Source organism: Blautia sp. KLE_1732_HM_1032, from assembly GCF_025147905.1.
In the GTDB taxonomy this organism is placed as follows: domain Bacteria; phylum Bacillota; class Clostridia; order Lachnospirales; family Lachnospiraceae; genus Blautia_A; species Blautia_A fusiformis.
On sequence record NZ_CP102266.1, the window covers coordinates 2895518 to 2907589 of the forward strand.

10 protein-coding genes and 4 tRNA genes are annotated in these 12072 nt (G+C 47.0%); 2 read left to right on the top strand and 12 right to left on the bottom strand.

The window, feature by feature from the left end:
• Window positions 1–97: 97 nt before the first annotated feature.
• The 5 genes from NQ489_RS13780 to NQ489_RS13800 form a co-directional block, all read right to left on the bottom strand.
• Window positions 98–171 (bottom strand) — tRNA-Met (locus tag NQ489_RS13780).
• 16 nt (window positions 172–187) lie between these two features.
• Window positions 188–260: transfer RNA gene (locus NQ489_RS13785), tRNA-Val, on the bottom strand.
• A 7-nt stretch (window positions 261–267) separates the two neighbouring features.
• Window positions 268–341, bottom strand: a tRNA-Met gene (locus NQ489_RS13790).
• Between the two features lie 16 nt (window positions 342–357).
• Window positions 358–430, bottom strand: a tRNA-Val gene (locus NQ489_RS13795).
• A 193-nt stretch (window positions 431–623) separates the two neighbouring features.
• A complete protein-coding gene (locus tag NQ489_RS13800) occupies window positions 624–4379 on the bottom strand; it encodes a phosphoribosylformylglycinamidine synthase (protein ID WP_021650785.1) in 3756 nt (1251 codons plus the stop codon).
• A gap of 154 nt (window positions 4380–4533) precedes the next feature.
• Between NQ489_RS13800 and NQ489_RS13805 the strand changes: the two genes are divergently transcribed.
• Window positions 4534–5412 carry a LysR family transcriptional regulator gene (locus NQ489_RS13805; RefSeq protein WP_021650784.1) on the top strand — a complete coding sequence of 293 codons (879 nt, stop codon included), beginning with the start codon at window positions 4534–4536 and terminating at the stop codon, window positions 5410–5412.
• Window positions 5413–5579: 167 nt separating this feature from the next.
• Here NQ489_RS13805 and NQ489_RS13810 read toward each other — a convergent pair whose 3' ends face one another.
• The 3 genes from NQ489_RS13810 to NQ489_RS13820 all read right to left on the bottom strand — a co-directional run bounded on the left by NQ489_RS13810 (window position 5580) and on the right by NQ489_RS13820 (window position 7121).
• Complete coding sequence (locus NQ489_RS13810) at window positions 5580–6416, bottom strand: Mrp/NBP35 family ATP-binding protein (RefSeq protein ID WP_044961037.1); 837 nt, start codon at window positions 6414–6416, stop codon at window positions 5580–5582.
• 94 nt (window positions 6417–6510) lie between these two features.
• Window positions 6511–6879: a metal-sensing transcriptional repressor gene (locus NQ489_RS13815; RefSeq protein ID WP_015526957.1), complete on the bottom strand. Its 369-nt coding sequence runs from the start codon at window positions 6877–6879 to the stop codon at window positions 6511–6513.
• Between the two features lie 14 nt (window positions 6880–6893).
• Window positions 6894–7121: a hypothetical protein gene (locus tag NQ489_RS13820; protein ID WP_015526956.1), complete on the bottom strand. Its 228-nt coding sequence runs from the start codon at window positions 7119–7121 to the stop codon at window positions 6894–6896.
• A gap of 173 nt (window positions 7122–7294) precedes the next feature.
• Between NQ489_RS13820 and NQ489_RS13825 the strand changes: the two genes are divergently transcribed.
• A complete protein-coding gene (locus tag NQ489_RS13825; RefSeq protein ID WP_015526955.1) occupies window positions 7295–7867 on the top strand; it encodes a xanthine phosphoribosyltransferase in 573 nt (190 codons plus the stop codon).
• 95 nt (window positions 7868–7962) lie between these two features.
• On the opposite strand, the gene NQ489_RS13830 is transcribed toward NQ489_RS13825, so the two are convergent.
• Genes NQ489_RS13830 through NQ489_RS13845 form a run of 4 tightly spaced genes read right to left on the bottom strand, consistent with a single transcriptional unit; the run spans window position 7963 to window position 12054 of the window.
• Window positions 7963–9354, bottom strand: coding sequence for a substrate-binding domain-containing protein (locus NQ489_RS13830; protein ID WP_021650782.1), 1392 nt, complete (start codon window positions 9352–9354; stop codon window positions 7963–7965).
• A gap of 13 nt (window positions 9355–9367) precedes the next feature.
• Window positions 9368–9985, bottom strand: a complete 618-nt coding sequence (locus NQ489_RS13835) for a WYL domain-containing protein (RefSeq protein ID WP_021650781.1) — start codon at window positions 9983–9985, stop codon at window positions 9368–9370.
• Between the two features lie 9 nt (window positions 9986–9994).
• Window positions 9995–10723 carry a type 1 glutamine amidotransferase gene (locus NQ489_RS13840; protein WP_015526951.1) on the bottom strand — a complete coding sequence of 243 codons (729 nt, stop codon included), beginning with the start codon at window positions 10721–10723 and terminating at the stop codon, window positions 9995–9997.
• Complete coding sequence (locus NQ489_RS13845) at window positions 10720–12054, bottom strand: MurT ligase domain-containing protein (protein WP_021650780.1); 1335 nt, start codon at window positions 12052–12054, stop codon at window positions 10720–10722. The genes NQ489_RS13840 and NQ489_RS13845 overlap by 4 nt, the downstream gene beginning before the upstream one ends.
• Window positions 12055–12072 lie beyond the last annotated feature (18 nt).

A 12072-nucleotide genomic window follows, 5' to 3' on the forward strand; every position in this document is an offset into this window, starting at 1 on the left:
AACTTTTCACATCTGGTCTTACCACAGGCAGCCGGGATTTTATAACAAAAAAAGTCCAAAAACCCAATAAAATTGAATCTTCAGACCTTTTGTTAAGTAGCGAGAGGGGGATTCGAACCCTCGACACCACGGGTATGAACCGTGTGCTCTAGCCAACTGAGCTATCTCGCCATATTCTTTTGTAACATGGGACCTATAGGGCTCGAACCTATGACCATCTGCTTGTAAGGCAGATGCTCTCCCAGCTGAGCTAAGATCCCATATAAATAGCGAGAGGGGGATTCGAACCCTCGACACCACGGGTATGAACCGTGTGCTCTAGCCAACTGAGCTATCTCGCCATATCTTTTTGTAACATGGGACCTATAGGGCTCGAACCTATGACCCTCTGCTTGTAAGGCAGATGCTCTCCCAGCTGAGCTAAGATCCCATAACAGTTGTTCGTCTTAGGAACTCTTCCGTTCCGCAACTCGCTTTGCTATTATATAATGGTTTGTGACTTGTGTCAACAGTTTTTTTCACTTTTTTTAATTTTTTAAAAAATATATGCTTTTTTGTATTTTTACAGTGGCAGGGAGGTCTGAAATCCCCTGCCACTGCATGCAGCTCACGTAACCCTGGTATTATCTGAAGTACTCAACACCAGATTCGAAAATCTTGATATCCTGCTCTCCGTAGATATTGACAGCAACGCCTGCGTCACGACGCTCACTGTGTGCCATCTTTCCGAGAACACGTCCATCCGGGCTTGTGATTCCCTCGATGTTCATATAAGAGCCGTTTACGTTAAACTCACCCTCATATCCAGTCTCATCTACCGGTACATACTCCGTTGCGATCTGTCCGTTTTCCTTGAGTTTCTTCAGCCACTCATCGTTTGCGACAAAACGTCCCTCACCATGAGAAGCCGGATTACAGTATACGCCGCCAAGCTGTGCTTTCTGAAGCCATGGAGACTTGTTGCTGACAACCTTGGTGTAAACCATCTTGGATACGTGGCGTCCGATGGTGTTGTAGGTCAGTGTCGGAGAATCCTCTTTCTGTCCGCAGATCTCACCGTACGGTACCAGTCCCAGTTTGATCAGTGCCTGGAATCCGTTGCAGATACCAAGAGCAAGACCGTCACGCTCATTGAGGAGCTTCATAACTGCCTCCTTGATCTTCTCGTTCTGGAACGCGGTAGCAAAGAATTTCGCGGATCCATCCGGCTCATCTCCGGCTGAGAAGCCGCCCGGGAACATGATCATCTGTGCCTGATCGATGGCTTTCTCAAAGAGCTCTACAGAATCATGGATATCTTCTGCTGTAAGGTTCTTGAATACCTTTACGTCTACCTCAGCGCCTGCTCTCTCAAATGCACGGGTGCTGTCATACTCGCAGTTTGTTCCAGGGAATACCGGAATAAATACACGCGGTTTTGCAACCTTATGTTTGCATACATAGATGCTGTCTGCTTTGTAAAGGGAACCGTCATCTGCCTTGACGTCCTCGGTTCCTGCTGCTGTTTTAAATACATTCTCCAGAGTTCCTTCCCATGTGGAAAGCGCCTCTTTCAGAGTGATCTCTGTATCACCGTAGGTGAACTTCGCATTATCCGTAACCTCACCGATCACAGTATAGGTAATGGCAAGCTCACCGACTTTTCCATCCGGAACCTCACAGATGATATCGCCGAATGCCGGAGCAAAGAAATCTCTTGGATCAAGGTTATGCTCGATCTTTACACCCATGCCGTTACCAAAGGCCATCTTGCTGACTGCAGCAGCGATTCCATGACGGTCAAGTGCATATGCGGAGATCACACGGCCTGCCTGGATATCCTGGTGTAATTTATCATACTGCTCCATAAGAGCCGGGTAATCCGGAAGATCATAGGAATCCTTCGGTGCACGGAGCCATACCAGCTTGCTTCCTGCTTTTTTGAGCTCCGGTGTGATCACATCTTTTACCATTGCAACATCCACTGCGAAGGACACCAGTGTCGGAGGAACATCAATGTCATTGAAGGTTCCGGACATACTGTCCTTACCGCCGATGGAAGGAAGGCCGAATCCGATCTGTGCCGCATAAGCACCAAGCAGTGCGGAGAACGGCTGGCTCCATCTCTTAGGATCTTCTGTCATACGACGGAAGTATTCCTGGAAGGTGAAACGGATCTTCTTATAGTCACCACCGGTTGCAACGATCTTGGCAACGGACTCGGTTACTGCGTAGGCAGCTCCATGATACGGACTCCATGAGGAAAGGTATGGATCAAAGCCGTAGCTCATCATGGTAACAGTCTCTGTTTTTCCGTTCTGTACCGGAACCTTTGCAACCATGGACTGTGTCTCTGTCAGCTGATATTTACCACCGTGAGGCATAAATACACTGCCTGCGCCGATGGAGCCGTCAAACATCTCCACAAGACCCTTCTGTGAGCATACATTCAGGTCAGCAAGAGTATCCATCCATTTTTTCTTTACATCTGTTACATCCGGACGTTCCTCGAAAAGATTTCCGTCCTTTGACGGGATCTCAACCTCAACGGAGGTCTCCTGATGTGCACCGTTGGTATCCAGGAATGCACGGGAGATATTTACGATCTCTTTTCCTCTCCAGTTAAGGACAAGGCGTGGCTCCTCCGTTACAACTGCAACCGGAATTGCCTCGAGATTCTCTTCATTTGCAAATTTCAGGAAAGTATCCACATCTTTCGGGTCAACTACAACAGCCATACGCTCCTGAGACTCAGAGATAGCGATCTCAGTGCCGTCAAGACCTGCGTATTTTTTCGGAACCTTGTCGAGGTCGATCTGAAGTCCCGGTGCCAGCTCGCCGATGGCAACGGAAACACCGCCTGCGCCAAAGTCGTTACATTTCTTGATGATATGGCTGACTTCCTCTCTGCGGAACATTCTCTGGATCTTACGCTCGGTAGGCGCGTTACCTTTCTGCACCTCAGCGCCGCAGACCTCGATGGAAGCCTCTGTGTGGACCTTGGAGGAACCGGTTGCACCGCCGATACCGTCACGGCCGGTACGTCCGCCAAGAAGGATGATGATATCTCCAGGGTCGGAATTTTCACGGATAACCGCACGTCTCGGAGCCGCACCCATAACCGCACCGATCTCCATACGTTTTGCAACGTAGTCCGGATGATAGATTTCTTTTACAGCACCGGTTGCAAGACCGATCTGGTTTCCGTAGGAGCTGTAGCCGTGGGCTGCGCTGCGGACAAGCTTCTTCTGCGGAAGTTTACCCTTCAGAGTTTCCTTTACGGATACGGTAGGATCTGCTGCACCTGTCACACGCATTGCCTGGTATACATAGGTACGTCCGGAAAGCGGATCACGGATGGCTCCGCCAAGGCAGGTTGCCGCACCACCAAAAGGCTCGATCTCCGTCGGATGGTTGTGTGTCTCGTTCTTGAAGTTGATCAGCCACTCTTCTTCTTTCCCGTCCACGTCCACCGGTACCACGATACTGCAGGCATTGATCTCATCAGACTCTTCCTGGTCTGCAAGCTTGCCTTCTGCTTTCAGTTTCTTCATTGCCATAAGTGCAAGATCCATCAGGCAGACAAACTTATCATCACGGCCCTTGTACATATCCTTATGGGCATCCAGATATTCTTTGTATGTTTTTTCAATAGGAGTCTTATAATCACCTTCGTCAAACTTCACGCTGGTAAGCTCTGTGGAGAAAGTAGTATGACGGCAATGATCAGACCAATAGGTATCCAGAACACGGATCTCTGTCATGGAAGGATCGCGTTTCTCTTCATTTCTGAAATAATTCTGGATATGCTGGAAGTCCTTAAATGTCATGGCGAGGTTCAGAGAAGCGTACAGCTCCTTCAGATCAGCCTCAGCCATATCCTTGAATCCGTCAAAAATCTTCACATCCTCAGGATCCGGGAATACTGTTACCAGTGTTTCCGGCTTCTCAAGACCTGTCTCACGGGAATCCACAGGGTTGATGCAGTGATGTTTGATTGCCTCAAACTCTGCATCTGTAACGTTTCCTTCGATTACATAAGTAGTTGCTGAACGGATGATCGGTGCTGCATTCTCATCCAGGAACTGTACACACTGCACTGCAGAATCGGCTCTCTGGTCAAACTGTCCAGGAAGGAATTCTACGGAAAATACACGTGCGCCCTCTGCCACATCAAATTTTTCAAGATACAGATCATCTACCGGCGGCTCTGCAAATACGGTCTTGCAGGCTTTCTCAAATACTTCATCGGAGATATTCTCCACGTCATAACGGATCAGCTCACGGACTGCTGTCACAGTGCTGATACCAAGATAATGTTTGATCTCATGTTTCAGTTCCTTTGCTTTTACTGCAAAGGCAGGTTTCTTTTCTACATACACACGTCTTACGTTGCTCATAGAAGGCTCCTTTCTCTATATCCGATAATAAGGATGGTAAACGTGCAGAAAGCATTTCAGTCTTTCTTTTCTGCTGAAAATATAGTATCATAGGAAATATCATTAGTAAAATTAATATATCTTATATCATTTATAAGCGGAGGATTTTTCACATATGGATATCAATCTTGAACTTTACAAAGTGTTTTATTACGTGGCCACGACGCTGAGCTTTTCGGAGGCTTCCAGACAGCTTTTTATCTCACAGTCTGCAGTAAGCCAGGCCGTCAAAAACCTTGAAAAAAAGCTGGGCCATACTCTGTTTGTGCGCAGCACCAAACGGGTCATCCTGACTCCGGAGGGAGAGCTTCTTCTCCAGCATGTAAAGCCGGCCCTTTCCATGCTAAACGAGGGAGAGGCTGTCCTTTCCGGAGAAGGAAATCTTACCGGTCAGCTGCGGATCGGTGCCAGCGATACTCTGTGCCGCTATTTTCTCATCCCCTATCTCCGCCGTTTCCACAAGGATCATCCGGAGGTACGGATCAAGATCATCAACAGTACCTCCATCGGATGTGCGGAGCTTCTGGAAAACGGCCAGGCTGAGCTGATCGTCACCAACTACCCGAATTCCCGGCTTTCAGCCCACACCAAGCTTCAGACTGTGCTGGAATTCCGGGATATCTTCGTGGCAAATCCGGACTATTTCACCATGGGCAAATCGCCTCTTTCCATGGAAAATCTTCTGGATTATCCCATCCTGATGCTCGCTCCAAAGAGTACCACCAGCGAATATCTTCATCAGGTGTTTGCAGCCCAGGGACTGAAGCTGTTGCCTGAGGTTGAACTGAACAGCAACGATCTGCTGATCGATCTTGCAGAGATCGGACTTGGTATTGCCTGTATCCCGGATTATATGCTCCGCAACCGTCCGGGTCTGGAACCTGTCCATCTGAAAACACCTCTGCCCGCAAGAAGTGCCGTGATCGCTCATCATGAAGCACTGCAGCTTTCCCAGGCTGCCCAGTGCTTTCTTAAATATTTTTCCCAGATCTGATACGATCAAGTTCCTGCCACTTACTGCTTTTCGCGATCGAAGCAGGATACTTCCCTGATTCAGTAAAAAAGCCACCGGAATCTGCCATAAGGTTATTACGATCCTTATGTACTCAATTCCGGTGGTCTTTTCTGTTATTGATATCGGTCAGATATTATTCTTATTACTTACGCTTCAGCCTTCGGCATCACGTCTGCTGCCGCAGTGATATACTCATTCTCGATCTTACTGAACAGGCCGCTGTCTGCAAGCTCTGCAAGCTTCACGTCAATCGGCATCTTGCCCAGGACCGGAACCTTCAGTTCTGCAGCGATCTCATCGATATGACTCTCGCCAAAGACCTTGATCTCTTTTCCGCAGTCCGGACATTTCACATAGCTATAGTTCTCCACGATTCCAAGGACCGGAACCTTCATCATATCAGCCATGTTATAGGCCTTCTTGACGATCATGCGGACCAGATCCTGCGGAGAAGTAACGATCATGACACCCTCGATCGGCAGGGACTGGAATACTGTCAGCGGAACATCTCCGGTTCCTGGCGGCATATCTACAAAGAGATAATCCAATTCACCCCAGATCACATCACTCCAGAACTGTTTTACCATATTTGCAAGGACCGGACCTCTCCAGATCACCGGTGTCTCCTCATCCGGGAGAAGAAGGTTTACAGACATAACCTCGATTCCGTTTGCAGTTGGCATCGGATAGATCCCATTGTCACTGCCCTGTGCATTGCCCTTGATGCCATACATCTTCGGGATGGACGGACCGGTGATATCAGCATCCATAATGCCCACTTTATATCCCTTGGAAGCCATCAGGTTTGCCAGGGAGCCTGTTACGAAGGATTTACCCACGCCTCCCTTTCCGCTGACAACTCCGATCACATGTTTTACGTCAGAAAAAACGTTTGGTTCTGCCATGAGGCTCTGGGGCTGTTTCTGTCCGCAGCCTTCACAGCTTGATTTGTTGCAGGATGTATTGCTACACTCTTTTGCCATAATAGATTCCTCTCATTCTTTGTATTTACACAGACAGAACTGGCTCTCTGTCCGTGTATTTTTCTCATTCACGATCTCTCATGAACTCCTTACCTTACTTCATAAATCTGTCGATCGCTTTTTCCAGTTCCTTGATAGCATCCCTGTCTCCATGCTCCACTGCATCCACGATGCAGTGTTCTATATGATCCTGCAGGATGATCTTGCCTGTATTATTGATCGCAGATTTTACGGCTGACAGCTGGATCAGCACTTCGCTGCAGTCACGTCCTTCCTCCACCATACGCTTAATGGATTCCATATGCCCGATGGCCCTGGAAAGTCTGTTGAGTACGGCCTTGGTCTGTGCGTGGCTGTGATGATGAGGATGTGTGCCATCGTGAGTATGCACATGTTCCTGTTCCCCGTGGGTATGTTCAAGAACGGTTCCATCCTCGAGAACGTGCACATGTGTTTCTTTCATGTGTATTTCCTCCTTCAGATCTCCGTGAAAGAACAGCGCTGCCGGATCATAGATGTCTGAATGTCAAAAATGATGGTTCCGTCTTCCAGTACTGTCTTCTCGTAGGAGACATCCTTCCCCTGAAATTTCTGTTTCACATACGCTTCCGGATCTGCAATCTCCACTTCTTCCACAAATACATCACGCATCTGATTTCTCGGACATTTGTTAAAAATTTCCCAGATTACTTCGTACTCTTTCATCTGTGCCTGTTCCTTTCTTAGTCATCCTATCCATTATAATAATTTTATGTTTTTTTGTCAAAAATAATTGCACTCACGCAAATATTGTCGTATGATACATATTAAAAATATTACTGCTCTGTCCGTGGGCAGTAAACATATATTAATGTGATAAATCAAAGGAGATAAATTTCATGCAGCTTTTAAAAGACAGAATTCTGACAGACGGCGTAGTAAAAGAAGGAAATATTTTAAAAGTGGACAGCTTCCTGAATCATCAGATGGATATTGACCTGATCAACGAGGTCGGCAAAGAATTCAAGAAACGTTTTGACCACTGTCCAATCACCAAAATCCTTACCATCGAGGCTTCCGGTATCGGTATTGCCTGTATTGCGGCACAGTATTTCCATGTACCGGTTGTATTTGCCAAGAAAGCACAGAGTGTGAACCTTGACGGCGAGATGTACACCACCAAGGTAGAGTCTTTCACCCACAAGAAAGTTTACGATGTGATCCTTTCCAAGAAATTTCTCGGACCGGAAGATCACGTACTCCTGATCGATGATTTTCTTGCCAATGGCTGTGCACTTCTCGGTCTGATCGACATCGTTAAGAAATCCGGCGCAACTCTTGAAGGAGCCGGAATCGTTATCGAAAAAGGCTTCCAGTCCGGCGGACAGACCATCCGTGACATGGGTATCCATCTGGAATCTCTTGCTATCATTGATTCCATTGCTGATGGCAAACTTACTTTCCGTGAATAAGATTTATCATAAAAAATACTCCTGGAAACTTATATACATTGTTTCCGGGAGTATTTTTATTTTTATCACAGCCAGATCATGATAGCATTTCTGATCTATGCATCTGCACCCTTTTCCGCTTTCTCTGAAGGTGTCGGAGTTACTGTTTCCTCCGGTGTCGGTGTTCCGGAAATTTCCGTTTTTTCCTTTTCCGATGAAGCCGATGCAGCTTCCGGTGTATTTTCATCTATATCCGGTTCTTCCGTCACCGTAGCTTCCGGTGTCACTGTCGGCGTTGGTGTGGCAGTTGCCTCCGGCATGATCTCTTTTTCTTCATAATATCCGTCATCCACAAGCATCTGATAATTATCTGCATCGATCAGCTGGATATCACTGGTCACAGTTCCCACGATCTTGGTCCCGTTGTCATACTGCTCATAATCGGAGATCTCCGGCTTCTCCCCTTTCAGAAGAGCATCCACCATCGTCACACAGTCATTTGCCAGTACACGGTTATCAAACAGCAGATCATCCTCAATCTTTCCCTGGATCACAGCGGTCACTGCTTCTGCCTCACAGCCGCCTCCTGTGATCATAGGCCAGCCATCCTCTCCAGACACATGTCCTGCATCCTCCAGGGCATCCACAGCCCCAAGTGCAAGGTCGTCAGCACCTGTGCAGATAATATCCGGCGCACCCTCTGTATAATTCTGAGAAAGGATCTCCGCCATATCATTCTTTGCGGTATTTCTTCCGGAACGCATCACTGCAGTATCATCAAAGGTCAGCTTTCCTGAAGTACATACCAGTGTTCCATCGTCGAAATATTCCTGAAGCTTCTCCATCACGCCATTATAAAAGAACAGTGCGTCACGATCATCCGGAGAGCCCATAAGGAACTCAATGGTCAGAGTTTTCTTTTCTTCCCGGGCTTTCTCCAGATCCATTTTTTTTATGATGGAATCTCCCACCATTTTTCCGGCTTTTCTTGTATTAAAGGTAACATAATAGTTGACCTTATCTGTATCCATGATCAGCTGATCGTAAGAAATCACAGGGATAGATTTCTCATACACCTGCTCCAGCACATCGTTCATGCTGTAAGCATCTGAAGGTGCGATGACAAGTGCAGAAAGCTCTTCATCATCCAGAATGGACTGGATCTGTGATACCTGCGTATCACTGTCTTCATCTGCCCAAAATATCTCTGCATCATATCCATCATCTTCCAGTGTATTCTGAAGAGTTTCTCCATCGGCAGACCAACGGGGATCATCTGCTGATGAAGGCAGAAACACACCTACTTTCTTATCTGCTGCCGCAGTTTCTTTTGCTTCTTCTTTTTCTTCTTCCTCTGCATCATTGCTGTTTTTGGCTTTTCCTTCCGGGTCTTCAGACTCCACACTTTCATTGGCTGCCTCTGTCGCCTCTTTGTTTTTTCCACAGCCGGAAAAGGCTGCTGTAAAGACAAAAGCTCCCACAAGCAGGATTGCTGTTTTTTTCTTCATGATCAAATCTCTCCTATAAGCCTTTATAGTCCTTTGCCAGTGATTTCAGATAGTCTCTGTAGGCGGCTGCAGATTTCTTGGGTTTCAGGATACGTACACTGCCGCCCATCCCGGTCAGCCAGCCGTAGAATTTTCCATTTTCCGGAAGCTCTGCAGTTACCGTCAGATCTCCGCTATCTTTCATCTTATATTCTGCATCTGTGCCGAAAAAGTCACGCACTTCCGCCTGTACAGCTCCGGTACATAGAAGTTTTATTTCTTTTTTTATGGTTCCGGCTGAAGCCTCAAGAAGCTTCCGGTACTCTGTCACAGAGGTCTCATGAATATCTTTAGTTTCATGAATCTCCTTAGTTTCCGCAATCAACCCAGGTTCTTCAGACGGCTGTTCCTCTCCGGCACTCTCACCGGCAAGATAATACCCACCCGGCCGTTCTCTTGTATAACGGATATCCATTCCAAAAGAACGTAATACCTCCACATCATCATAAATGCTCTTTCGCTCTGCACGGATTCCCTGTTTCTCAAGATTCCCAAGGATCTTCTGCATAGATATTACCCGATGCTCCCCTGTTTCCCGCAGCATTTTTTCAAGGTACAGGATCTTCGCCTTCTGATTGTTTGATTTTGCCATACTGCCCTCTTATCCTTCGTTTTTTACAAAGCGATGGAAAATATAGGAGTTTGCCTCCTGTTCCTCGCTGTCGTCCAGTTTCTCAAGTTCGATCTTTTTACCGTATTTCTTTTCCAGTGCACGGCTGATCAGAAGATCTGCAAGCTGCGGGTTCTTGGGAAGAAGCGGTCCGTGAAGATACGTACCGATCACATTTTTGTATACAACCCCTTCCTCACCGGATTGTCCGTCATTTCCGTATCCTGACAGAACCTTTCCCAGGGATCTGTTGTTTCCGATGGTGGTACGCCCTCCATGATTTTCAAAACCTACGATGGGCATATCAAAAAGATCGCTCTGCATCACAATGTTTCCAATAAGGCGGCCTTTTCCCTGCTCAGTGCTCATATCTACAAGCTTCAGACCCTCGATCATTCCCTGATCCGTCTTATAATAATTTCCAAGGAGCTGATACCCTCCACAGATTGCGATCACAACTCCATTATCTTCCACGTACGCCTTGAAATCCTTCTGGATTTCCTTCAGCTTTTCACATACCAGCATCTGTTCTCTGTCGGAGCCACCGCCAAGAAGTACGATATCCAGTTTGGAAAAATCGATTCGGTCATCCAGTTCATAAGCTATGGTTTCTGCCTCGATTCCTCTCCAGAGACAGCGCTTCATCAGACACTGGATATTTCCTCTGTCACCGTAAAGGTTCAGAAGATCCGGATATAAATGCCCTATCGTTATCTTCATTTCTCACCCTCCAGTTTCTTCAGGATATTTCTGGTGCCAAACAGCGCCGTATAATTTACAAGTACATAAAGATTGCCGCATCCATCCCCGATTCGTTTGCGGATGGCTGTCTCCACATCATTTTCCAGCATGGACGGGATATCCACATATTTCAGACGGAGGCGCATATCCTGACACCGGATACCACTGACTGTGATGGAATTGATATTGTCCCCTCCGAAAAGATCAAAATCCACATCCCAGAGCCAGGAGATATCTTTTCCATCCTGTGCATTATCATTGATCACAATGATGATATCCTTTGGTGATCCGTCCTGCATCACAGCTGAAATGTTCTGGTTAAAACCGGCCGGATTCTTGGCAAGATTCAGAACAACACTGGTGCCCTTGATCCGAAACTGTTCATTGCGTCCGTTCTCCGGATTAAACTTCCGGAGCATCTCATTAAAATGCTCCGCCTTAAAGCCTGCGGTACGAATTCCCGCATAGGCAGCCAGAATATTATACACATTATAGAATCCCTTATAATTGGCCACGATCCGTTTATCCTCCACTGTAAAGGCAATCTGATCATCCACCTTCACATCTGTGGCATCAAAGTCGATCTCCGGACGTTTAAAGCCGCATTTCGGACATCTGTAGTCTCCCAGCTGACTGTAATGATAGAAGCTGTAGATCAGCCTTTCTCCACAGCACTTACAGAACCGGCCCTCACGGATCTCGTTTGTTTTGTTCTCGATCACCTGTTTGCTGATCCCGTAGGTTACAAAAGGATTTCCGCAGTCCATGGCAAGATATGCAGACAGTGCATCATCACCATTGACAATGACCTTCATATCCGGAACCTTTTTCATCATTTCTTCCAGGATGTTCATAGTGATATCGATCTCGCCATAACGGTCCAGCTGATCACGGAACAGATTGGTCATAACCATATAATCCGGTCTGATCCTTGTGAACACATGTCTTGTGGATGCCTCATCCACCTCGATACATGCATAATCCGCCTCCAGTTTTCCGCTGAATTTTGCCCCCAATACAAAGGCTGCCACAACTCCGTTGAGCATGTTGGAACCGGTATGATTGCAGATGACCTTTTTTCCCTCTGCCTCAAGGCCTGCGCACAGCATGTTATTGGTTGTGGTCTTTCCGTTGGTTCCGCATACTACAAATATTTTTTCTCTTACCTGAGAAGAAAGCTCTTCCAGGATATCCGGACAGATCTTCATCGCGACCTTACCGGCCCAGGTCACACCCTGCCGGCCCATAAGCTTACAGACATGTCCTGTGATCTTTGCTGCCATCACAGCAATGGTTGTTCTTATTTTCATAATCTTCTGATTCCTTTG

What these genes read in the sequence shown, in the direction of transcription:
- NQ489_RS13800 (WP_021650785.1), bottom strand. Translation starts at nt 4,379, where the DNA reads ATGAGCAACGTAAGACGTGTGTATGTAGAAAAGAAACCTGCCTTTGCA.
- NQ489_RS13805 (WP_021650784.1), top strand. Translation starts at nt 4,534, where the DNA reads ATGGATATCAATCTTGAACTTTACAAAGTGTTTTATTACGTGGCCACG.
- NQ489_RS13810 (WP_044961037.1), bottom strand. Translation starts at nt 6,416, where the DNA reads ATGGCAAAAGAGTGTAGCAATACATCCTGCAACAAATCAAGCTGTGAA.
- NQ489_RS13815 (WP_015526957.1), bottom strand. Translation starts at nt 6,879, where the DNA reads ATGAAAGAAACACATGTGCACGTTCTCGAGGATGGAACCGTTCTTGAA.
- NQ489_RS13820 (WP_015526956.1), bottom strand. Translation starts at nt 7,121, where the DNA reads ATGAAAGAGTACGAAGTAATCTGGGAAATTTTTAACAAATGTCCGAGA.
- NQ489_RS13825 (WP_015526955.1), top strand. Translation starts at nt 7,295, where the DNA reads ATGCAGCTTTTAAAAGACAGAATTCTGACAGACGGCGTAGTAAAAGAA.
- NQ489_RS13830 (WP_021650782.1), bottom strand. Translation starts at nt 9,354, where the DNA reads ATGAAGAAAAAAACAGCAATCCTGCTTGTGGGAGCTTTTGTCTTTACA.
- NQ489_RS13835 (WP_021650781.1), bottom strand. Translation starts at nt 9,985, where the DNA reads ATGGCAAAATCAAACAATCAGAAGGCGAAGATCCTGTACCTTGAAAAA.
- NQ489_RS13840 (WP_015526951.1), bottom strand. Translation starts at nt 10,723, where the DNA reads ATGAAGATAACGATAGGGCATTTATATCCGGATCTTCTGAACCTTTAC.
- NQ489_RS13845 (WP_021650780.1), bottom strand. Translation starts at nt 12,054, where the DNA reads ATGAAAATAAGAACAACCATTGCTGTGATGGCAGCAAAGATCACAGGA.